General features: G+C 67.8%; 19 protein-coding genes and 3 pseudogenes. 12 read left to right on the forward strand and 10 right to left on the reverse strand.

The window, feature by feature from the left end; translation table 11 throughout:
* Window positions 1-164: 164 nt before the first annotated feature.
* The 4 genes from QTQ03_RS05965 to QTQ03_RS05980 all read right to left on the reverse strand — a co-directional run bounded on the left by QTQ03_RS05965 (window position 165) and on the right by QTQ03_RS05980 (window position 2455).
* Window positions 165-623, reverse strand: coding sequence for an Rv0361 family membrane protein (locus QTQ03_RS05965; protein ID WP_289277097.1), 459 nt, complete (start codon window positions 621-623; stop codon window positions 165-167).
* Window positions 624-748: 125 nt separating this feature from the next.
* Entirely contained in the window at window positions 749-943 is a 195-nt protein-coding gene (locus tag QTQ03_RS05970) for a hypothetical protein (RefSeq protein ID WP_289277098.1), read from the reverse strand.
* 2 nt (window positions 944-945) lie between these two features.
* Window positions 946-1935 (reverse strand): tyrosine-type recombinase/integrase, encoded by a 990-nt coding sequence (locus QTQ03_RS05975; RefSeq protein WP_289277099.1) that lies wholly within the window; start codon window positions 1933-1935, stop codon window positions 946-948.
* 94 nt (window positions 1936-2029) lie between these two features.
* On the reverse strand, window positions 2030-2455 hold the full coding sequence (locus QTQ03_RS05980) for an Hsp20/alpha crystallin family protein (protein ID WP_289277100.1): 426 nt from the start codon (window positions 2453-2455) through the stop codon (window positions 2030-2032).
* Window positions 2456-2733: 278 nt separating this feature from the next.
* On the opposite strand from QTQ03_RS05980, the gene QTQ03_RS05985 reads away from it, so the two are divergent.
* The 6 genes and pseudogenes from QTQ03_RS05985 to QTQ03_RS06010 all read left to right on the forward strand — a co-directional run bounded on the left by QTQ03_RS05985 (window position 2734) and on the right by QTQ03_RS06010 (window position 9070).
* Window positions 2734-3891, forward strand: a complete 1158-nt coding sequence (locus tag QTQ03_RS05985; protein WP_289277101.1) for an ISAs1 family transposase — start codon at window positions 2734-2736, stop codon at window positions 3889-3891.
* A gap of 389 nt (window positions 3892-4280) precedes the next feature.
* Window positions 4281-6047: a reverse transcriptase/maturase family protein gene (locus tag QTQ03_RS05990; protein WP_289277102.1), complete on the forward strand. Its 1767-nt coding sequence runs from the start codon at window positions 4281-4283 to the stop codon at window positions 6045-6047.
* Between the two features lie 187 nt (window positions 6048-6234).
* Window positions 6235-6399 carry a hypothetical protein gene (locus tag QTQ03_RS05995; RefSeq protein ID WP_289277103.1) on the forward strand — a complete coding sequence of 55 codons (165 nt, stop codon included), beginning with the start codon at window positions 6235-6237 and terminating at the stop codon, window positions 6397-6399.
* A gap of 1 nt (window position 6400) precedes the next feature.
* Window positions 6401-7739, forward strand: a pseudogene (locus tag QTQ03_RS06000) (amino acid permease); the annotation flags it as partial.
* 113 nt (window positions 7740-7852) lie between these two features.
* Window positions 7853-8320: an HNH endonuclease gene (locus QTQ03_RS06005; protein WP_289277104.1), complete on the forward strand. Its 468-nt coding sequence runs from the start codon at window positions 7853-7855 to the stop codon at window positions 8318-8320.
* 225 nt (window positions 8321-8545) lie between these two features.
* Window positions 8546-9070 carry a hypothetical protein gene (locus QTQ03_RS06010; RefSeq protein ID WP_289277105.1) on the forward strand — a complete coding sequence of 175 codons (525 nt, stop codon included), beginning with the start codon at window positions 8546-8548 and terminating at the stop codon, window positions 9068-9070.
* 73 nt (window positions 9071-9143) lie between these two features.
* Here the strand turns inward: QTQ03_RS06010 and QTQ03_RS06015 are convergent, their stop codons facing one another.
* The 5 genes and pseudogenes from QTQ03_RS06015 to QTQ03_RS06030 form a co-directional block, all read right to left on the reverse strand.
* Window positions 9144-10094, reverse strand: coding sequence for a CU044_5270 family protein (locus QTQ03_RS06015; RefSeq protein WP_289277106.1), 951 nt, complete (start codon window positions 10092-10094; stop codon window positions 9144-9146).
* Window positions 10091-10690 (reverse strand): RNA polymerase sigma factor, encoded by a 600-nt coding sequence (locus QTQ03_RS06020; protein ID WP_289277107.1) that lies wholly within the window; start codon window positions 10688-10690, stop codon window positions 10091-10093. Before QTQ03_RS06020 ends, QTQ03_RS06015 begins: the two co-directional genes overlap by 4 nt.
* 533 nt (window positions 10691-11223) lie before the next feature.
* Window positions 11224-11526: a C2 domain-containing protein gene (locus QTQ03_RS30230; RefSeq protein WP_353890627.1), complete on the reverse strand. Its 303-nt coding sequence runs from the start codon at window positions 11524-11526 to the stop codon at window positions 11224-11226.
* Window positions 11526-11829 (reverse strand): annotated as a pseudogene (locus QTQ03_RS30580) (MAB_1171c family putative transporter); the annotation flags it as partial. The gene QTQ03_RS30230 and the pseudogene QTQ03_RS30580, both read right to left, overlap by 1 nt.
* Before the next feature lie 54 nt (window positions 11830-11883).
* Window positions 11884-12270, reverse strand: coding sequence for a hypothetical protein (locus QTQ03_RS06030; RefSeq protein ID WP_289277109.1), 387 nt, complete (start codon window positions 12268-12270; stop codon window positions 11884-11886).
* Window positions 12271-12592: 322 nt separating this feature from the next.
* Here QTQ03_RS06030 and QTQ03_RS06035 point away from each other — a divergent pair, with 322 nt between their 5' ends.
* From QTQ03_RS06035 to QTQ03_RS06050, 4 genes are all read left to right on the forward strand, one after another.
* Window positions 12593-12799, forward strand: coding sequence for a hypothetical protein (locus QTQ03_RS06035; RefSeq protein WP_289277110.1), 207 nt, complete (start codon window positions 12593-12595; stop codon window positions 12797-12799).
* Window positions 12800-13858: 1059 nt separating this feature from the next.
* Complete coding sequence (locus QTQ03_RS06040) at window positions 13859-15199, forward strand: IS110 family RNA-guided transposase (RefSeq protein WP_289277111.1); 1341 nt, start codon at window positions 13859-13861, stop codon at window positions 15197-15199.
* 134 nt (window positions 15200-15333) lie between these two features.
* On the forward strand, window positions 15334-16065 hold the full coding sequence (locus QTQ03_RS06045) for a DUF2785 domain-containing protein (protein WP_289277112.1): 732 nt from the start codon (window positions 15334-15336) through the stop codon (window positions 16063-16065).
* A 73-nt stretch (window positions 16066-16138) separates the two neighbouring features.
* Window positions 16139-16996 carry an alpha/beta fold hydrolase gene (locus QTQ03_RS06050; protein ID WP_289277113.1) on the forward strand — a complete coding sequence of 286 codons (858 nt, stop codon included), beginning with the start codon at window positions 16139-16141 and terminating at the stop codon, window positions 16994-16996.
* Window positions 16997-17196: 200 nt separating this feature from the next.
* On the opposite strand, the pseudogene QTQ03_RS06055 reads toward QTQ03_RS06050, so the two are convergent.
* Window positions 17197-17292, reverse strand: a pseudogene (locus QTQ03_RS06055) (sigma factor-like helix-turn-helix DNA-binding protein); the annotation flags it as partial.
* Window positions 17293-17489: 197 nt separating this feature from the next.
* On the opposite strand from QTQ03_RS06055, the gene QTQ03_RS06060 reads away from it, so the two are divergent.
* On the forward strand, window positions 17490-18836 hold the full coding sequence (locus tag QTQ03_RS06060) for a cytochrome P450 (RefSeq protein ID WP_289277114.1): 1347 nt from the start codon (window positions 17490-17492) through the stop codon (window positions 18834-18836).
* 390 nt (window positions 18837-19226) lie between these two features.
* On the forward strand, window positions 19227-21632 hold the full coding sequence (locus QTQ03_RS06065; protein ID WP_289277115.1) for a sensor histidine kinase: 2406 nt from the start codon (window positions 19227-19229) through the stop codon (window positions 21630-21632).
* Window positions 21633-21675: the final 43 nt, after the last annotated feature.

The raw sequence follows: 21675 nt of genomic DNA on the forward strand, positions 1-21675 counted from the left end.
GCGTGCGGGATCCGTTGGAACCGATTTCCATGCTGGTCAAGGGTCACCTTGTCGGTGACCGTCGGGTTCGGGTTCCAGTCGTTCGGGCTGATCCTGTCCGCGGCGGAGAACATCGGTGCCGCCTGGCAGAGCTATCCGCCGCCGAACGCGAGCAGCCGGCCTAGCTAGTACGGGTCGCCGCACACCCGCCAGCGACCGGCCTCTTTCACGACGGTCAGCTCCCGCTGCTCGGTCATGCCGCTGCCGCGGACCAGCCGGACGGTGACCGTGCCGTGGGCGCGGCCGCCGCGGGTGGCCACCGACACGTCGAGAATCTCGTAGGTCTCGACCGTCGGCGGGGTGCGGACCCAGCTGGTGAAACCGAGTTGGCTCCACCGGGTGCGGGTGTCGGCACACAGCCGCTCGTACGCGCCGTCGGTGTCTCCGGCGGTGACCGACCGGAGGAACTCGTCGGCGGTCTCCCGTACCGGGCCGCTGGCCTGGGTCACCACCTGCACGTTCCACGCTCCCAGACCCGCGACGCCGACGAAGCACAGTCCGACGCCGACGCCCACGACCATCAGGCCGGCGCGCAGCGGCCGGTGCGGCCGCACCGGCCGGCTCCACGGCTGTTCAGCGCCCACCTGTCGACCGTAGGCAACGGGCCGGCCCACGCGCAGGGAAGTTGGCCTGTCACCCGCGCCGGATTGTCTACCGTCAGGCGGCCGGTACGGCAGCGTCGTGGTCGTCGGGAGTCACTGCTGGTGGTCTACCCGCCGGTCGCCGGCGGGCACCCATGCCAGCCGTCACCACCCGCATCCGTCATCTCCGGCACCCCGTCCCAGCCGGAAACGCCCCGCCAGCTCATCCGACTCGAACGGGTGGACATGGCGGCGGCCGAGGCGTCGCGGCAGCAGATCTTGGTCCGTGCGACGTCGGCGTACCGTGCGGTCTGGGTGTACACGGTCAGCCGCGGCGACGCGAGCGGGCCGCCCAGATCGCGTAGGCCGGGTCCCGGTCCAGGTTGTACCGGTCCCGGTCGTAGCGACGGGTGGTGCGTGGGTCGGCGTGTCCCATCGCGTCCTGCACGTCCTCCAGCGGCACCCCCTCGGCGCGGGCGGTGGTGGCGAAGGAGTGCCGCAGCGAGTGCGGTGACAACCGCGCCCAGGCCGCGATGCCGGCCTCCCGGGCCAGGCGGCGCACCAGGCGGAACACCGAGTGCCGGTCGAGGCGGGCGCCGGTCGCGGTGACCAGCAGCGGGCCGGTCAGCTGGTGGACCGGCCCGCCCCGGGAGGCGGCCCGCTGCGACAGGTATGCGTCCAGCGTGTAGGCGGTTCCGGGGGTCAGCGCGCGCCGGCGGGCCTTGCCGCCCTTTCCGACGAACCGGATGCTGCGGTGGCCGCGTTCGGCCCCCAGGTCGGTGACGTCGAGCGAGATGAGTTCTCCCACCCGTAGCCCGAGGTCGGCGAGCAGGGCGATCACAGCCAGGTTACGGGCGGCGGTCGGGCCGGTGGCGGCCTCGGCGGCGGCGAGCAGCGCGTCGACCTCCGCGGGGGTGAGCCCGACCGTGTTGGAGTGGTCGCGGTCGATGCGGGGGCGGTCCGCGCCGGCGACCGGGTTCGCGTCGACCGCGCCCAGCTTGACGAGGAAGTCGTACCAGCTGGATACCGCGGAGAGCTTACGGCCGACGGTGGCCGGGGTGAGCGGCTTGCCGGTGCGCGCGGCGAGAGTGGCTTCCAACGTTCGGGCGAACTCGTTGACGTGCAGGAAGGTGGTGCGCAACGGATCCAGCTCGTGGCCGGCGCACCAGGCGAGCCAGTCGGCCACGTCCCGCTGGTAGGCGCCGCGGGTGTGCTCGCTCAACCGCCGGTTACGCAGCCACGCCTCGGTGAACTCGGCAGCCGGTCCGGCGGGTAGGGCCGGCCGGTGTCGCGTGGGCGCGTCGGGGAGGCGCATGCGAGAAAGGCTCTCAGTATTCGGCGAAGAACGGGCGCAGGCGCGCCCGGCGGGCCGGCCGCTGCCGGCCCGCCGGGCGGGCTGCCCCTGGGTCTCAGGCGTTGATCTGCCGGTGGCCGCTGCCGCCCGCGGTGACGGTCACCCGACGCGGCTTGGCCCGCTCCGCGACGGGAATGCGCAGCGTGAGCACGCCGTTGTCGTAGCCCGCCTCCAGCTTGTCGGTGTCGAGCGTGTCGCCGAGAAGGAGCTGCCGGGTGAAGGTGCCCATCGGCCGCTCGGCGGCGACGAGTTCGACCGCGTCGCCGCTGGGGCGGCGACGCTCGGCGCGCACGGTGAGCACGTTGCGCTCCACCGTGCACTCGATGCTGTCCGAATCCACGCCCGGCAGGTCGAACGCCGCGTAGAAGTACTCCCCGTCGCGGTAGGCGTCCAGGTGCATCATCGCCGGTCGGGTCGCGGTGCCGAAGAACTGCTCGGCAAGCCGGTCGATCTCCCGGAACGGATCAGTGCGCATCAGCATGGTCATGCCTCCTCGGTCTCCACTGGCCGTAGTAGGAGGTTGAGTCACCTCGACTCAACCTCCTACTGTGATAGCTCACCGCATGGGCGGCGTCAACTCCGGCCACATCCGTCGTGCGTGTTCCGCAGGGCTGTTGCGTAGTCGATCAAAGGGCGGTTGAACTGGGGTTTCGCAGGGGGTTCGGCGAGGTCCGGGGTCCATGTGGGACGGGTACGGCCCGTTGGTGATCATGGTGTTTGCGAAGACAACCGTGATCGAGAACAGGACCGTACCCGCTGATGTCATCATCACTGACCGAGATCGTGCTGCCGCACCGACCCCCCAGCCTGCCGTCACCGGTTGTGGTCACCGGTAGCGACCGTGACAGTGACCGCCGCAGCTTGTTCGTGGCGTTGGCGGTCATCAACGACCCGCGCGATCCGCGGGGCCGGCGGTATCCGCTGGTCAGTGTCCTGGCGGCGGCGGTGTGCGCGGTACTCGCCGGGGCGTGCACGTTCGCCGCGGTCGCGGACTGGATGCGCTTCCAGGACGAGTCGGTGTGGACCCGGCTCGGGTTCGACGGCCGGGTACCGGCCGCGACGACGGTGTGGCGGCTGCTGATCCGGCTCGACGCCGAGGTGTTGTCGCAGGTCCTCGCGTGTTGGTTGCGGGAGCGGGCCGGGCCGGTCGTGATCGGCGGGCGCCGGGGGCGACTCGTCATCGCCATCGACGGGAAGGTCGCCCGGGGTGCCCGCCTCGCCGACGGGCGGCAGGTGCATCTGCTCTCGGCCTACGACACCAGCACCGGGATCGTGCTCGCCCAGGTTCAGATCACGGCGAAGTCGAACGAAATCCCGGCGTTCACCCCACTACTACGCCTGGTTGCGGCCGTGCTGGGATCCCTGAAGGACGTCCTGGTCGTCGCCGACGCGCTGCACGCCCAGACCGGGCACGCCGATCTGCTCGCCTCCGCCGACGCTCATCTGATGGTCCCGATCAAGGCCAACCAACCCAAGCTGTTCGCCCAGCTCAAGGCCCTGCCCTGGGCGCAGGTCCCGGTCGGGGCACAGACCCGCGAGACCGGTCACGGCCGCAAAGAGACCCGCACCGTCAAGGCACTCACCGTCAAGACCCCCGGCGGGCTGGGCTTTCCCAACGCCGAACAGGCCGTCCGGATCACCCGGACCCGCACGATCAAGGGCAAGACCACTCGCGAAACGGAGTACCTGACTATCTCGCTGCCCGCCGACCAGGCCCAACCCGCCGACCTCGGCACCTGGGCGCGCTCTGAATGGCATATCGAGAACCGCCTGTGCGCCACGCAACGCCTCGTCTGTATTCCCGGCTCAGCCGGGAGAGATTGGAGGGACATCTCTGGGTCTGATGGCTTACCCGGATGCCGAAAGGCGAAGGGGATCAGAGCATGCCAGCAAACCATCGGCCGTGTCCAAGCGTGAGGAGCGGTGCGGTGGGAGACCCGCGTGATATGGCGAAAGCTGAATTGCCTGAAGCCCAATCTCCAGCGAGGCAGATTTCGACTCCGTCGGCACCACGCTCGAAGCCGACGCCGCGCTCTGCACCGGCATGTATCTACGGGGCTGGTGCAACCTCCGGGCGCTGGGCGATGCCCAACGAGGGCATTTAAGGAGATGAGTGGGACGCCTACGTCACGCTGTCACGTACGACGAGGACGAACGTGGGATCGCCTAACGGGCGCGAGCCCTATGGCGACGGAGGCCCCGTAGTAGTCGCCGGAGTCACGACCGGCCAGGGAGGACGGGAAAGCCGTCCGCACGGGCGAAGGGGGCCAGGTGATCGGACACCACAGAACTGGGAGGTATGCGTAATGCAGAGCGCCGAAACGGTGCTGGGTGTCCTGCGTGAGCGCGGCAGGCGTGGCCTGCCGCTGGAAGAACTGTATCGACAGATGTTCAACCCGCAGTTGTATCTGCTGGCCTACGGACGCATCTACGCCAACAAGGGTGCGATGACGCCCGGGGTCACCCAGGAGACCGTGGACGGCATGTCGCTGGGCAAGATCGGCCGCATCATCGAGGCGATGCGCCACGAGCGTTACCGGTTCCGTCCGGTGCGCAGGGTCATGATCTCGAAGAAGGGCGGCAAGCTCAGGCCCCTCGGCCTGCCTACCTGGTCAGACAAGCTGGTCGGCGAAGTGGTGCGCCTGCTGTTGGAGGCCTACTACGAGCCCCAGTTCTCCGACCGGTCCCACGGATTTCGTCCCGGCCGGGGCTGCCATACCGCGTTGCGGGAGGTGGCCAACACCTGGACCGGAACGGCCTGGTTCATCGAGGGAGACATCGCCGACTGTTTCGGGAGTCTCGATCACGAGATCTTGATCTCGATCCTGGCGGAGAAGATCCACGACAACCGGTTCCTGCGGCTGGTGCGCAACATGCTCACCGCCGGATACCTGGAGGACTGGAGATGGGGCGCCACGCTGTCCGGCGCGCCGCAGGGTGGGGTCGCCAGCCCGATCCTGTCCAACCTCTACCTGCACAAGCTGGACGTCTTCGTCGAGAAGGTTCTGATTCCCGAGTACACCCGAGGGGGACGCCGGGCACGTAACCCGGCCTACCTTGAGGTGGCCAACCTGCTGGCGACGGCCCGTCGACGCGGCGACCGAGCCGAGGCCCGGACGCTGCTCAAACGGATGCGCACCCTGCCCAGTTCCGATCCTGACGATCCGGAGTACCGGAGGCTGCGCTACTGCCGCTACGCAGATGATCACCTACTCGGGTTCACCGGACCGAAGGCCGAAGCTGAGGAGATCAAGCAGCGACTCGCGGCGTTCCTGCGAGACGAACTCAAGCTGGAACTGTCGCACGAGAAGACGCTGATCACCCACGCCCGCTCCAGCGCGGCGCGGTTCCTCGGCTACGACATCACCATCCAGCACGACAGCCGCAGGATCGTCCGTGGCCGCCGTTCGGCGAACGCGGCGATCGGGCTGCGCGTGCCCAAGGACGTGATCAAGGCCAAGTGCTCCCGTTACCTCGCAAGCGGCAAACCCGCCCACCGGGGTGCCCTGATCCACAACGATGATCACCCAATCATCGCCACGTTCGGGGCCGAGTATCGGGGCATCGTCCAGTACTACCTGCTGGCCGGTGACGTTCACCGGCTGCACCGCCTCGAATGGGTCATGAAGACCTCCATGCTCAAGACCCTCGCAGGCAAGCACCACTCGACGGTGTCGAAGATGGCGGCCCGACACAAAGCCAAGATCGAAACACCGCACGGGTTGCGCACCTGCTTCGAGGCACGCATCGAACGCGACGGCAGGCAACCACTGGTAGCACGGTTCGGGGGCATTCCACTCAAGCGACAGAAAACGGCGGTCATCTCCGACCGTCGGCCGCTCCAGGTGAGTTACCCGCACAAGGAGCTGATCAGCAGGCTCCTGGCGAACACGTGCGAGATCTGCAAGCAGACGGACAACATTCAGGTTCACCACGTCCGAAAACTCGCTGACCTCGCCAGAACCGGAGACGCACAGCCCGACTGGATGCAGCTCATGGCACGACGACGCCGCAAGTCCCTCGTGGTCTGCGGCTCATGCTACGACCGCATCCAGGGCTGGCAGTCGGCCTGAACGCTCACGCAGCAGTCACTGGAGAGCCGGATGATCAGGAAACTATCATGTCCGGTTCGGAGGGAGGCCGCATGGAAAAGGACCTGCCCAACAGGCACCTCGCCATGCGGCCGACCCTACACATCACGTCCGAGACGTCACGCTACGTGAAGACGCCCACCAGGCCAGGACCCACAACGGTCCTGCCGTGTTCGCCACCCTCCGTAACACCGCAATCGGATACCACCACACCGACGGCGCCACCAACATCGCCGAAGCAACTCGCCGGGCCAGTCACCGCCCACACGAGCTCATCGACGCCGTGACTACCGGAAAACCGACCGTGACCAGCAGCAACACGACAATGCAATAGCCCTGGCGTGTTCCGGTGGGTCGGGGAGGAATTCGGGTGTCGCTGGGCATTCCTGGCCATATTCATGCTCATCGCCGAGGTGACGATCTGGTTTCCTGTTGTCCTCACGTTCGGCGCGGTCTCCCTGGCGTGCACCGGTCCGCATGCGACGCTCGACCGGAGGCTGTCCGAGGACCGGCTCTACATCCTGTTGATCGTGCTTGCGGTGTACTGGCTCGCCATCGCCGTCCGCGGGGTGGCCGCGTTCGCCCGTATCGCGAAGTGGGGCGGCATCGTCGGCACCATCATCCCGGCCGCCATCCTCGTCGCCCTCGGCTTCGCATACCTGCTCGCCGGCGGGCGTCACAGATCCCGTTGCGGTGGAGCGATGTGGTCCCGGACCTGAGTCGATTCAGCAACCTGGTGCTCGCCGCGAGCATCGTCCTGTTCTATGCCGGCATGGAGATGAACGCGGTCCACGTACAGGATGTGAAGAACCCGGCCCGGAACTATCCGCTCGCGGTGCTGATCGCTGCGTTGGGAAAAACGAGCATCTTGGTGCTGGGCACGCTGGCGATCGCCTTTGTCGTGCCGCGATCAGACATCGACCTGACCCAGGGCCCACTGGTCACCTTTGCCGATATCCTGAGATTGGCTGGTCTGTCGTGGGCCGCGCCGATCATGGCCCTCGCGCTGGCCATCGGCGTCCTAACCGCCATCGTCACCTGGGTCGCCGGCCCGTCGACCGCCATGCTCGCTGTGGCGAAGGCCGGTTACCTGCCGCCCTTCTTCCAGGCCACCAACAAATACGGAATGCCCACCCACATTCTGCTGGTCCAGGCACAATCACGTGACCGCCGTGGCGGTGGTGTTCGTGTTCATGCCCTCGACGCAGACGGCCTTCCAGATTCTCAGCCAACTCGCCGGACTCCTCTACCTGGTCATGTATTTGGCCATGTTCGCCTCGGCGATCCACCTACGCTACAGCCAACCTGATCGGCCGCGGCCGTACCGGGCACCCGGCGGGCTGGTGGGTCATCGGCGGAGCCGGCTTCGTCGCCTCGGCACTCGCACTCGCCTCCAGCCTCGTACCGCCAAGTCAGATCGGCGTCGGCAGCCCAGCCCGGGTACCTCGGTCTGCTCATCGGACTGGCCGCCTGCTCATCACGGTCCCACTCATCGTGTACGCCTGGCGCAAGCCGCACTGGCGCGACCCGGCCAGTGACGTCGCACCGTTCGCCTGGGAGGCGCACGGCGGCAACAGCGTCCGGGGCCAGGCCGCGGTCACGCACGTCGCCCGTTCCTTGAACCTCCATCTCTACGATGCCGCGCACATCGCTGGTGCGACCAGGACGCCGTGACACTTCTGGTCGCTTCCGCCGGCACATGATTCTCACGGGCTGCATTCTCTCGGCGACGCGCGCGCCTGAATACCGCCGTCGAGGGGGTCTTGCGCCTGACCTACGGTGAAGCCGTGCTCTCTCAGATCACCGGCCTTTCCCGACACTTCACAGAGGAAACCCTCCGAGCCTACCTGCGGAGCCGTTCCATACGTCTTGACAACGGATGTCTGATCGTGCGGGGCTACGGCAACCGGCGCGGCGTGCACCAGAAGCTCGCCGGCCGGGCCTGGGCGCACGTCGCGGCCTATGTGATCTTCGTGGGCGGCTACGATCCCGCCCTCGAGATACACCACGACTGCGGGGTTCCGGACTGTATCGAGCCGACGCATCTTCGCCAGCTCAGCCACGCGGAGAACTGCCGAGAACGTCGCCAGCGCCCCCAATGCCGCAACGGACATGACCGGGAAATCGAATCGGCGACGGGTCGCTTCCGCCGGGCATGCCGGATCTGCAACAGGCAGGCGCAGAAGCGCTGGCGCGAACGTCAGGCTGCCCTCGTGGCTGAGGGACGGGCGGCCTACGGCCGCCTCGGTCCCTGACCCGTCGGGTCGCATGCCCTGCGGCGGGTGGACGAATCACGCTGTACCGTATGAACCCGCCGGCACCGCCGCGAACTCGGCTCTTTCTCGGCAGAGCTGACGAGGACTTGCCCGCCGAGTTCGAGAACCACGTCCGATACCTGAAGTAGATGGGTCGGCGCTCTGGGTGACGGTGGGGTAAGTTCGCGTTGCCGGAGCAAGCGATCTACTTCTATGGGAGAACTTGTGCTGCACAAACTGGCAATGGCCGTGATCCTGGCGTCGACCACCGCGCTGACCGCGCTGTCGGCTCCTGCTGCCGCGTCCACCAGGGACGAGACGATGGGGGCCGCCAGCAGCAACGCCACCTACTGGGTGGAGGAGAACCCGCCGCCGCCTTCGAGTGGCGCGCTCGAGCTCGCGGCCGAATTGCGGGAGGCGATGGCGCCGTCGGCGAGCGGGGGCGGCTGCAGGAACACCCAGGGCGTGGGTGTCTGCATCAGTTGGACCAACAACCAGCTCAAGGGCGACTTCTACGTCAACTACTGGAGCGGCGTGACGTACCGCGGCACCGCTCGCGTGTACATCAGTGTCAACGGCAGCCATCACTACAAGTACACCGTCGCGACGGACCACACTGGCCGCTATCCGGTTGCCACCCACAACACCGGATCCGGAAGCAGCGGATACGCCTACACCATCGTCGACACCTTCAACCAGAGCGGCTCGGTGGTCGGGGGCGGCATCAGTCCGTTCCAGTACTGGCCGTGACTGTCCTGGACGGATGAGGGGTGGCCATCTGTGCCCACCCCTCATACCGGCTGTCAAGATCCGAGGTGCGGCGTTACGGCACCTGGCCCGCGCGGTCAACGACGACCACGTTGATGATCACCTCACGTCGGGATGGCTGGACAGCGTTCTCGGCCTTCGACACGACCTGCCAGCCGAGGAACCGATACGTCTGCGGATCGAAGATGAGGTCGTACCGGTCGATCTTCCCGACGAGGGACACTCCTGTGCCGGAGCGGCCCGCACCGTCGGTTATGGTGGGAATCGCGACGACCCCGGGGATCCTCGTTGCCGCCTCGTACAGAGCGGCTCGCGTCGACGCGGGCAGATACCCACGCCGGATCAGCACTCCAACGTTGGCGAACATCTGTTCGTCGCTCGGTGCGCCGCCGTTCATCCGTTGTAGGTAGTCCACCATTCTGGTGGCGTCTGTCGGCAGATCGTCCAGGTGTGCCGGCGCTGGAGCACATGGGCGGGTGGAGTCCAGGAGAGTGCCGTCCGGCGCCCACTCCGCGGCCCGTCCGTTCCGGCAACCGGGAATCACCGTGGACTGCCGACCGCCGGGCGGCGGGTCGCTGACCCAAATAAGGCCGTCGCGGGTGCCGTCGACCGACATCCACGACCGGGTGGTCGTCGCTGCAGGCTCGTCCTGCCCGACGACGGGAGCGAAACCCTTCGTGGTCGTCAGGATGAACTGGTCGGAGCGCGGGATCGGATTCGGGTCCGCCCGAGCGGCGTCAGCAGCCCGGTAGAGAATCTCCGCCGCTTGGGCGCTCGCGGCGGGTGGTTCTCCGCCGATGCTGACCACCGCGCCGACGAGCAGAGCAAGGACCCCGGTGGTGGCCGCAGCAGCCACCACGGCGAGCTTCCACGTCCGGACCCGCGTCGGCTCAGCCGATGCGACCGATGCGGCCACCTTACGGATCACCTTCCCCCGCAGGTGCGGCGGCGGATGCACTGGTTCGAGCAACGTTCTGACCTGGTCGATCATCTGCTGGTCGTTCACATCGTCTCCTCTACCGCCCGCGTCGGATCGTGGCCGCCGAACGCGCTGCTGACCTTGCGTCGGGCGCGATTGAGCCGCGACCGCACTGTCCCCACGGGGATGCCGATCGCCTGGGCGGTCTCCTCGTAGCTGAGCTCACCCCACGCGATGAGCAGCAGGACGTCGCGATCTCTGGCGGACAGGTCGGCCAGGGCCTGGGCCAGCGGCGCCCGGAGCGCGTGGGCCGCCGCGCCAGCCACCGCCAGCTCCGCGGGATCCGGCACGACATCGGCCACGCCGCACCGCGCCATCGCCCGGTAACGCGCCTGCTCTCGCCGTCGGTGACGCGAAACCTCCTTGGTCAGAATCCCGAACAGCCAGGGCCGCGCATCCGGGCGGTCCGCGTCGTAACGGTGACGGCGCCGAAAGGCGGCCAGAAACGTGTCGGACACCACGTCGTCTGCCGCATCAGCACCCACCCGGCCATGGGCGTACCGGTACAGGGCCGCCGCATGCCGGTCATAAAGAACAGTGAACAGGGAGTGGTCCGCCAACGATGCCCGCACATACCAGGCATCCGACTCCTGCTCCACGACGAACTGCTGCTCAAACAGCATGATCGGCAAATCGACCAGCTCGCTCCACGCCAGACCACCTCCACACGTACCGCTTCCTCCACCCATGTGTCGCCACTCGAGGCCCGGCGAGTTCACGCGGCCCACGAACCGCCGCCGCCGTACGTCGGTGCCGACGGATGCTCACCGACCGGGGGTGAGGAGACGCCGGTACAGAATGGCGGCAAGAATGATCTTGTGCGCGCGTGGACACGCGCCGACCATTCGGTGCGCCCAGCCCGTGTGCTCCAGCCAAGAGCGGCACGTCGGCTGCTCGGCAGGACGCCCCGGCAACCCGGAGTGGTTCTCCGCCGGTCGAGGACGACGTGCCGCCACGGGCGAGAGCCGGGGTCTCTCGATTGCCCCCGAGGTCCTCAGCGATCTGCGCGATCGTCGCCCTTGGCCGGGACCTGTACAACGCGACCGCGTCGGCCCTGAACTCGGCGGGCTAGGGCCTGTCCTGTCTGGCACGAAGCAGATGGGCCGCTTCGGCGACAACGCGCCGGCCAGGCAGGTGACCGGCGCCGTCAGGAGCTCTACGACGACAACCGCTCGTCACGAACGACATCGAGATTGATGAAGCGGGGTCCGTCGGTGCACAGCGGCACGAATGCTTCGTGGGTGGCGTTGCTCACGGCCAGCTCGGAGTTCACCGCCGCGTCGGCGTAGGATTCGAACTCAAGCATCTCCATGTAGTGGGTGGGGTCGTCGCGGTCGCGGCAGACCCGGGTGCGCTTGGCGGTACGCAGAGCGTCGCTTGCGTTGATCCAATCGGTCAGGAGTTGGTCCACCTCCTCGGGACGGTTGGTCCGGTAGTCGATGATCTGGATGAAAGTCATGACAGCAGCATGCCGACCGACAACGCCATCAGACTGATCCGCATAGCGCCCGGCGTGACCGACGGCTGGCCTCAGCACAGCCCGACGGCCAGCAGATGCACCGACTGCGTGGGACACCGACAGAATGTGCCAGTAGCCCAGCGCCACCTCAGGCGGGACATCAACTGTCGCGGGCTCCGGCCGGGCCGCGACGTAGACGGCGACCATCGTGGCCGTCACCGCCACGCCGGCAGCCACGACCGGCAGTTGGAAACGCGGGCGCACCAGAGCAGGTACATACCCCGATCCCCCGCCGACACCCACCCGCACGGTGCCGGCCCACGGTGCCCAGAACATCTGGCTGGTCAGCCCGGGCGTTCATCGGCCCGGCGGTATCTCCGTAGCGGCGGCGGCACGTCCGGCTGGCTGGTTCTCAGGCCGCCTGGGCGGGTGTCGGTCAGCAGCCTGCCTGAGCGCCTGGCGCAGCCCCTCCGGTGGCGGCACCCCAGAGCTCGCGGTGTCGTCGCGGTACAGCCGGCACGCCAGCGCCGGACGCTGATCCGGCTCGGTGAACGGGTCCCGCCCGTCGATGAACACGCTGGGCGAGCCGGTGAAGCCGATCTGCTCGGCCTCGTCCTGATCTTCGATGATCCGCGTGGTGAACTCCACCGTCGTCAGGCCCACATCATCGAGCGCGCGGCGCAGCACCTCGGCGGCGGGTCCTTCGTTGGGGCAGTCGGCGACCACGAGCAGCTGCACGTCCATGCATCCATCATGCGCCGGGGTCGTCGCGGTCGGCCGGCGGCCCCGGACAGGACCAGCGGGCCGCCATGGGCTCGCGCAGCGGCCCGGTAGCCGTCAGCGTGCTGGCCGCGACCGCGTCACCGCCCACGGCCTGGTCCTGGAGATGCTGGCCGGCCCGCTGCCCGGTATCTACGACCCCGGCGGCGCGGGCGCATGTTGTTCGGCTTCTTCGCCGCCATGACCGACACTGAGCGAGAGAGCATCCGCGACGCACGCTCGAAGGACTCGATGCGGCCGCTGGCAAGGGAAGGAACGGCGGCCCCCGCCGGTCATCACTGACGACATGCTGCACACCGTGTGCTCCGGCCGCCGGGCGACAGGCGAGTCCGTCGAGCAGATCCGACCGGACCTGATCGTCCCCACCGGCAAGCGCAAAGGGCAGAACCCGGGCCTGGCCAGCATCTACCGGGCGCTCGCAGAGCACGAGCGGGCTCAGACGTACCCCGAAGCCGTCAACCAGGCCCACGCCGACTCCTGTCACCAGCACTGACATGCTGCCGAACAGCCTGCGGAACGACGGTGCCCGCTTCTGTTGCCGACGACGCGCGGCTGGCCCACAGTTTCCAGTTTCGCCCGACAGGAGCCGGCGCCCGTTACGGCCGGTATCCGGAGCAGGGTGGGGTGAGCTTCGGGGGACAGCGGGCCGTCTCAGTAGTCACTTGATCTGCCATAACCGGAGGAACTTGACAGATCAGGTTCCACAGCGGGTCGCCGTGCTCGATGCGCCGCAGCGCCCGATACTCCTTGATCGCGTGGTGAGCGCGCTCTGCTGCCGCTTGGGCACGCGCAGCTTCCCGGGGACCAGGGCTGCGGGTACGGGTTCCGACTACACCACAGCAAGTACTTACGCACAAGAACTGTCATTATGATGTAGCGACTCTTTGTCCGGTTTCTAGGATGGTCACCCTGATTATCGGATTAGAAATTTCGATAATCTGATAATCAGGATCGCGTGCGTGTCCCGTCTTGGGTTGAGGCGGATCGGTGCAGCGGCCAGCCGCAGTGACGATCTTGGCTGGGGTCTGCCAGGCGAACGGGATCGACGCACGCGACGCATCAACCAGGGTGCCGACTACGCGCTGACGAACAAGGCCACCCGCGGGCAGATCGACCTGGACAAGGTCTCTCGCCATTGGCCGGACATCCCTGCGGGTCATCTGCTCGATCCACACCCCGCACGTCCCGCGTGGGTAGCCGTAGATCACCCTGCGGTCACGGACCGTGTGGCTAGCCCGGAGAGGTTCGCCTGACGGCGGATACTGGCTGGTGGCCGCAGGCGTCTGCGGGATAGCCTCGCCGACTGTGACTGACTGGAACAAGTCACCCGGTCTCTTCGCGACGCCACGCAGGCGTGAAAATAGCGGCCGGGTCGCCCGCCGACGTCGATCGATCTTGGGACATGTGTAGCCCGTGAACAAGTCTGACGCCGGGGCCCGGACCTGAAGGGTCAACGCATTGTTGCTTCGAGCACGCCGGTCAGATTTTCGGTTCCCGACCGAGGCCCCCGGGCGGCCCACCTGTTGTCCGTTGCGCGCGAAGGGCGGTATCGATGCGGGCGTCTCCCGAGGAGATCCCTGACGAGGAGTACGAACAGGTTCTGGAGCGGGTCGCCGCGGTCGATGTCGCCAAGGATTCGGGCATGGTGTGCACCCGGCTGCCCAGCGGGGCGGGTGTGCGGCGGACCAGCCGGGTGTGGCAGGTGCCGGCGACGACCAACGCGGTCAGCGACCTCGCTGCCCAGCTCGCCGAGCTGGGGATCGAGAAGGTGACCGTCGAGTCCACCTCGGATTATTGGCGGATCTGGTACTACCTGCTCGAATCGGCGGGTCTGGACGTGCAACTGGTTAACGCCCGCGATGTCAAGAACGTGCCGGGCCGCCCGAAGACGGACAAGCTCGACGCGGTGTGGCTGGCCAAGCTCACCGAGAAGGGCATGCTGCGACCCTCGTTCGTGCCACCGGCTGCGATCCGGGTACTTCGTGACTACACCCGGATGCGGGTCGACCTGACCAGGGACCGGACCCGCAACTGGCAGCGGCTGGAGAAGCTCCTCGAAGACGCGTTGATCAAGGTCACCTCGGTGGCCAGCAAGCTGCAGACGCTCTCGACGCGGGACATGGTCGAGGCGCTGATCGCCGGGCGCAGCGACCCGCAGGAACTGGCCGGCCTGGCACGCGGGCGTCTGCGCGGCAAACACGCGGCCCTGGTGGAAGCGCTGACCGGACGGTTCGACGAGCATCACGGCGAGCTGGCCCGGATCCTCCTCGACCAGATCGACCGCCTCGACACACAGATCACCCAGCTCACCGCCCGGATCGGCGAGCTGGTCAACGACATCGGCCCCGCCCAGCCGGCGGTGCCGCCGGACTCCACCGGCGACGGATCGCCCCCACCCGCGGCCAGCGCGGTGCAGCGCCTGGCCGAGATCCCCGGATTGAGTCCCGAGACCGCCCAGCTGATCATCGGGGAAGTCGGTCTGGACATGACTCGATTCCCCACCGCCGGGCATCTGGTGTCCTGGGCCCGGCTCTGCCCCCGCACCATCCAATCCGGCGCCAGCAGCAGCGCGGGCAAAGCCGGCAAGGGCAACCCGTACCTCAAAGGCGTCCTCGGCCTGGCCGCCGGCACCGCCGCCCGCAGCGGCGGCAGCTTCCTCGCCGAACGCTACCGGCGCATCGTCAAACGCCGCGGTAAAGGCAAGGCCCTCGTCGCCGTCGCCCGCTCCATCCTGGTCATCATCTGGCACCTGCTCGCCGACCCGACCGCCCGCTACCAGGACCTCGGCCCCGACTACTACGACCGGCGCGTCAACACCGACCGCAAGCTCAACACCCTCGTCCGGCAACTCGAAGCCCTCGGCCATACCGTCACCCTCAACGCCACCACCTGACCGACCCGCCACCAACCGGTCCAGGCGCCGCCGGCCCGGTGATACCGCCTGCCCAAACCCCGACGTGGTCAAGGTCATTTTCCGGTCAGATCTACGCCGCGGATTGTGCGTTTCCCACCGGTCAGGATCTCGATGTGCTGATCGCTGAGCTGGCCTTGTGCTTGAAAGACCCGGACCCGCAGGTACGCGACGGCTACCCGTACGTGGTGCTGCGCACGTGGATCGAACGCGACGTGATCGCTGGTGAACGGCGGGCATCGCTGGGTGACGAGATGGCCGCCCGGTTCACCGATCCACAGACCGAGGCCCGCACCTTCGCGCCGCTGGTCCTCGACATGATCGTCAGCCGGGGTGACTTCCGGCAGACCTGGCTGGACGCGTTCACCGCCTGGTATCCGGCCGAACTCGACCTGCGTGGCTACGACGAGAAGTTGGGCTGGCTGCACGCGGTAGCGCACGGCGCGGACCTGCTCGGCGCGTTCGGCCGCCACCCCGGGGTGGAACCGGCCGCGATGCTCGACCTTGCCGCCGCGCGGATGCTCACACCGACCGGGTATCTGTACGCGGAGCGGGAGGACGACCGGCTGGCCCGGGCGATCGCGCTGACCCTCACCCGCCCCGAACTGACCCCAGACCGGTCGGTCTGCTGGCTCGACGCGATCGGGGCGGACTTGCGGGCCGTGGCCAGCGGCACCACCCCGGTCTACGTCTCCAACGCACTGCGCACCCTGCGGATGCTGTACCTGCTGGCCGACCGTGGCGTACCGGCGCAGGCAAGCGGCACCCGGCGACCGCTCGCCCACGCGGACGCGGTCAAGCAACGCCTCGTCGAGGTGCTGGAATCCGACGCGAAGTCGATCGGCTGAACCGCACGGGCCTGTCCCCTGCCCGATCGCAGGATGCGACCGCGGACTTCCCTCAACCAGATGGGGCCCACGCTTGCCGGAATTCTTCACCTCCTATGACGGCACCCGGCTGGCGTATCACCGAAGCGGCGACGGTCCGCCGCTGGTCGTGATACCCGGTGATCCTGGCCGGGCCAGCACCTACCTGGGAACCGTGGGTGGCCTGGACGCACACCACACCCTGATCATCCTCGATCACCGTGGCACCGGAGCGTCCAGCGATCCCGTCGATCCGGCGACCTTGCGCGGCGACCGGCTGCCCGCTGACGTCGAAGTGCTCCGCGAACATCTGCGGCTGGGAACGTTTGACCTGCTCGGGCACTCCGCCGGGGCGCAGGTCGCCGTCTTCTACGCCGCTGCCCACCCACATCGGCTGCGGCGCCTGGTACTGGTCTGCGGCGGACACCGCACCACCGGGGCGGTCATCGACGGCGGCTTCGCGGCCGCCTGCCAGGCCCGCCGCGAACAGTCGTGGTATCCGGCCGCCCGCACCGCCCTGGACATCCGGACCGCACGCGGCGCACACACACCGCCTCAGGTCATCGCCGCGATGGCACCGTTCTTCTACGGCTCCTGGGACGCCTCGGCCCAGGCACACGCCGCCGCCGAAGCGTCCCAGCGACGCGACCCCCAGGCAGCACACCGCTTCCACCACGGCCTACACATCGACACCACCGCCATGACAGCCGCTCTCGGCGTGCTGCCGTTCCCGGTACTCGTACTCGCCGGCGAGTACGACCCGCAGCCGGTACCCCAGGAAGCCGCCCAGCTGGTCGCCGTGTTCCCCGACGCGCAGCTACATGTCCAGATCGGCGCCGGGCACTACCCTTGGGTCGACGACCCCACTGCGTTCACCACTACGGTGGCCGGCTTCCTCGGCCACGTCCCGTAGTCCACGACGCCAACGACGACAACGACGACAACGATGACAACGGCGCAGTAGCGGACCGGCGCACCGTGGGGTGCCGGTCCGCTACCCGCGTTCGCCGTAGTCGTCAGGGACGCCGCCGTCGAGATGGCCCCATGGCCGCCGGAAGGCCAAGGACAAGACGTGACGGTCAGGTCCTGCTCCATCCGGCGGCATCGCCGGGTGGCGAGGGCCGTGCGGCCACAGGCGAGGCGGGCCTTGACGGTGCCGCTGGGCGTGTCGGTCTGCGCGGCAATCTCGGCGATTGACAGGTCAGCCACGGGACCTACATCGCCGCCGGACAGTGAAACAGACACACATTGCACGCTGGCGGTTGCACAGTGCACACTGAGCGGCGCTTGGCTTGAGCCGCGAGTCAGTCTGTTACGACACCGTCCTGTTGCGACACCGTCCACGTGGGGAGGCGCTGTGGAGGTACTTGATGTCTAGAGCGATGCCAGGAGTGCGAGCCAGTACGGTGCCGGCCTGGAGGGCGCTCCCGTCGGTTCTCCGCGATGCCCACCGAACGTTCGTCGATGTTGGGAACTGGTCCAACGGCGACGTCGTGCGCATAGGGCTGGGTGTCTCTCGTCCGTATCTCGTCACCAATCCAGCCCACGTGCATGAGGTGCTGCAGCAGAAGGCGGCCATCTATCCGCGGGGTGACGACACGGCGATGTGGCGCTCCGTGCGCAAATTCGTCGGCGACGGCATCCTCGCCGAGGGAGCGACGTGGGCGGCCAGCCGGCGAACCCTGGCACCACTGTTCCGGCCAACCCGCATCAACGCCATGGTCGACGCCATGGCCGACGCGATCGCAGTCGCCGTGGACGAACTCGACGCCTCGGCCGCCACGGCAATCCCCATCGACGTCGGCCGCGAGTTGTCCAGGATCGTCTGCGGCGTGATTACGCGAACGTTCTTCGCCGGTCGGATCACGGTGGAGCAGGCTCTTACGATCATGGCGGCGCAGGAAACGATCGTCACCGCGATGGCGCCCCGGATCCTGGCGCCATTCGTGCCGTGGTGGCTCCCGATGCCCGGCGACCGCCGCTTCCGCGATGCCGTGCGGGCCATCGACGACATCTTGCTGCCTGTTCTGCGCGGCGCGCTACGCGAGCCAGGCGACGGAGACGACCTCCTCTCCGCACTGGCCCGAGGGCGTACCGAGGACGGCGATCCCCTGAGTGAGAAGCAGATGCGCGATGACCTGGTGTCCATGGTCGCGGTGGCCACCGAAACCAGCTATGTGGCGCTCACCTGGCTCTGGCCGGTCCTCGCCAACCATCCCGACGTGGCGAGCAAGCTCTACGACGAGATCGAACGCGTGGTGGGTGCCGGCCCCGTCCGCGCCGACCACCTGCCCGCGCTGACCTACACCAAGATGGTCCTCGAGGAACTCCTGCGTCTGTATCCCGCGGGCTGGTTCGTGCCGCGCCGCGCCGCCGCCGACGATGTCCTCGGTGGAGTCCGGATCGACAAGGGCGCCACCGTGATCCTGTCCCCCTATGCCACCCAGCGGATGACCGCTTGGTGGGGCCCGACCGCGGAACTGTTCGACCCCGAACGGTTCGCCCCCGGCCGCGCGGCCGGGGGCGAACGCCATCGCTATGCCCACTATCCGTTCGGCGTGGGCATGCACCGTTGTCTTGGCGAGCATCTGTTCAACCTGGAGGCCGTCCTGATCGTGGCCACGCTGTTGAACAGGTTCCGGTTCACCGTCACCGACCCCAGCATCCCGCGCATCAAGGTCGCCGGATCCTTGCGTCCCGCACGCAGGGTCGAAATGATCCTGATCCCTGTCGAACGTTCGGCCACTCGATAGGGGCGAGCGGATCCGCACACCTACCGGCAATCGGCGGCCCGCGGCGCCGATGTGGACGCTTCCGACCGGGAACGGCGATCGGGCGTGTGGCCCGCGACAAGGACCTGCCCCTGGCCGACGCTGATCATTGGCGCGGTAAGTGCTGGCAGTGGAATTCCCAGCGCCGCGCCAGGGCGGCGACCCGACCGCCTGGCTCCTCGCGGCAGCACAATGGCGGCCACCTGCGCTGATGTGAACGCCTGTTGGGTCACGGCCCGTCGGTCCCCTCCCGCCGGGGTTGTGCGGTCTTGAGCAAATAGTCTGACAACTGCTAGCGTGCGTCAGTCTGCACGACAACTTGTTCGGCATGCCCCGCCGGCAAGTTCCTAATGCCCGGCATGGGACGGTTAAATGCGGCCTCGCAGCACGAATTTGCGCAACAAGGTTATTGCCCTCCTTGCCTCACTCGTTGCCCTCTGGGCCTTTGCCGCGTGGGTGACATTGCGGGAAGGGGTGAACCTGCTCGGCGTGCAGACGATCAACAGCCAGATCGTCCTGCCGAGCGAGCCCCTGCTCCTGGAGTTGCAGGTCGAGCGGCGCCACGCCGTCGCCTACCTCGGCGGACCGACGACCGCACGACGCGAGGCGTTCGAGGCCGCCAGCAGCGCCGTTGACCGGAACACCAACTCGTTCAAGGCCGCAGCGCGTAGTTGGAAGGCCAGACTGGCCGGCGACGCCGACACCGAACGACACGTGGACGCGACGATCGCTGCGCTGGACGGCCTGTCAAACGTCCGTAAGTCCATCGGCGACCGATCCGTCGACCGGGCAGCCGCCGCTACCTCCTACAGCACCGTCATCGAGTCACTGTTCCAGCTCTATAACGTCGTGGGCAGCATTGACGACCCGGAAATTAAGGAAGACGGCCAGCACCTGATCGAGTTGTACCGTGTCCGCGAGCTGATCTCGCAGGAAGACGCACTTCTTTCGGGCGCGCTGGCCGCCGGAAGGATTACCCCCGGCGAATACCTTCAATTCACCCAGCTGGCCTCCGTGCAGCAGTATCTTGCTGATCAGGTCGAGGTCAAGCTGCGAGAACCTGACCGGACGCTGTTCCGCCAGCTGATCGCTGGCGAGTCGATCGCTGACCTGCGGCGCGTAGAACAACAGGTCATCTCGGCCGACCGCGAGCAGACCAGGATTGCCGTCACGGCAGCGGAGTGGGACCGCGTCTCCGACGCCGCGCTGACCGAGATGCAGGACATGGTGCTCGACAGTGGGCACGCCCTTGTGGACCGGTCGACGCCAGTCGCTATCGGGGTGATCGTCCGCTTGTTCCTGGCCGCGGGTCTCGGTCTGCTCGCTGTCATCGCCTCCATCGTCGTGTCCATCACCACCGCGCGGGCTCTCGTGGCCCAGCTGCAGCGGCTTCGCGATGCCGCCCACCAGCTCGCCGAGGAGCGACTGCCCCGCGTGGTCGCCCGGCTCCGCGGAGGCGAGCAGGTGGACGTATCCGCAGAGGCCCCACCACTGGACTTCGGCGACGACGAGATCGGGCAGGTGGGCCAAGCATTCAACCGCGTCCAGGAGACCGCCATCCGGACCGCGGTGGAACAGGCCGAACTACGGCGCAACGTGCGCGAGGTGTTCCTCAACCTTGCCCGACGTACCCAGGCGCTCGTCCACCGGCAGGTGACGCTGCTCGACGACATGCAGCGGCAGGAGGAAGACCCGGACACGCTCGAGGGCCTGTACGGAGTCGACCACCTCGCGACCCGGATGCGGCGCAACGCGGAGAACCTGATCGTGTTGTCCGGAGCGAAGCCCGGCCGCGCGTGGCGGAAGAGCGTTCCCATGATCGACGTTGTGCGTGGCGCCATCCAGGAGGTCGAGGACTACCGACGGGTCGATGTGCGGCACGTCGGCTCCGTCAGCCTGGCCGGCCGATCCGTCAGCGATGTGATCCATCTGTTGGCAGAACTGATCGAGAACGCCCTGTCGTTCTCGCCGCCGCACACACGGGTCAACGTGAAGGGGCAACTGGTCGGTAACGGCTACGTGATCGAGATCGAGGATCGCGGCCTCGGCATGAGCCAGGAGGATCTCGCCGCCGCCAACGCGCAGATCAACAGCCAGGAAGAGTTCAACCTGGCCAACGCCTCTCGACTGGGCCTGTTCGTGGTGAGCAGCCTCATCCACCGGCACGGAATCCACGTGCAGTTGACGGAATCGCCATATGGCGGTACCACTGCCGTCGTTCTCATCCCCACCGACCTCGTGACCGAGGTCTCCGACAACGAGCTCCCAGCCGCTTCTCGGGTAGGCGGGCGAGTGTCGGCTGCGACCCGCCGCAGCGACGATGGTGCACAAGCAGGCGGCAACGCGCTGCCTGCCAGCGCGATCGGTCTTGCCGATCCGCCCGCCCCCGCCGCGGACCGTCAGCGGGCGCGAAGCGGCCGGGCACGGAAGGACCTGTCGCCGTCGGTCGAACCTGCGCCAACCGCGACCGGCGTTCGGGCCTCCGCCAATCCGGCCACGCCTCCGGCGACCTCGCACACCCCGGGCGGCCTGCCACTGCGGGTACGTCAGGCCAGCCTCGCGCAACAGTTGCGGGATTCCACGGGTGCACGTACCGGTGCCGGCTCAGACGATGAGGACGCGCCCCGACCACCCGAGGAGGTGCGCAAGATGATGAGTTCCTACCAGAGCGGTACCCAACGCGGCCGCACCGATGCCACGCGCCTGCTCGACGACGAGTCCGGCCAGGCGAGCGACCCCGGTGGAGGCCCGAACGACGTGCCGGCGGCGGATGAATAGCCCAGTAACTAACCGGAGCTGCGAGATCACACTTCGGCCGCTG

The sequence above is a fragment of the Micromonospora sp. WMMA1363 genome, from assembly GCF_030345795.1.
Lineage (GTDB): Bacteria > Actinomycetota > Actinomycetes > Mycobacteriales > Micromonosporaceae > Micromonospora.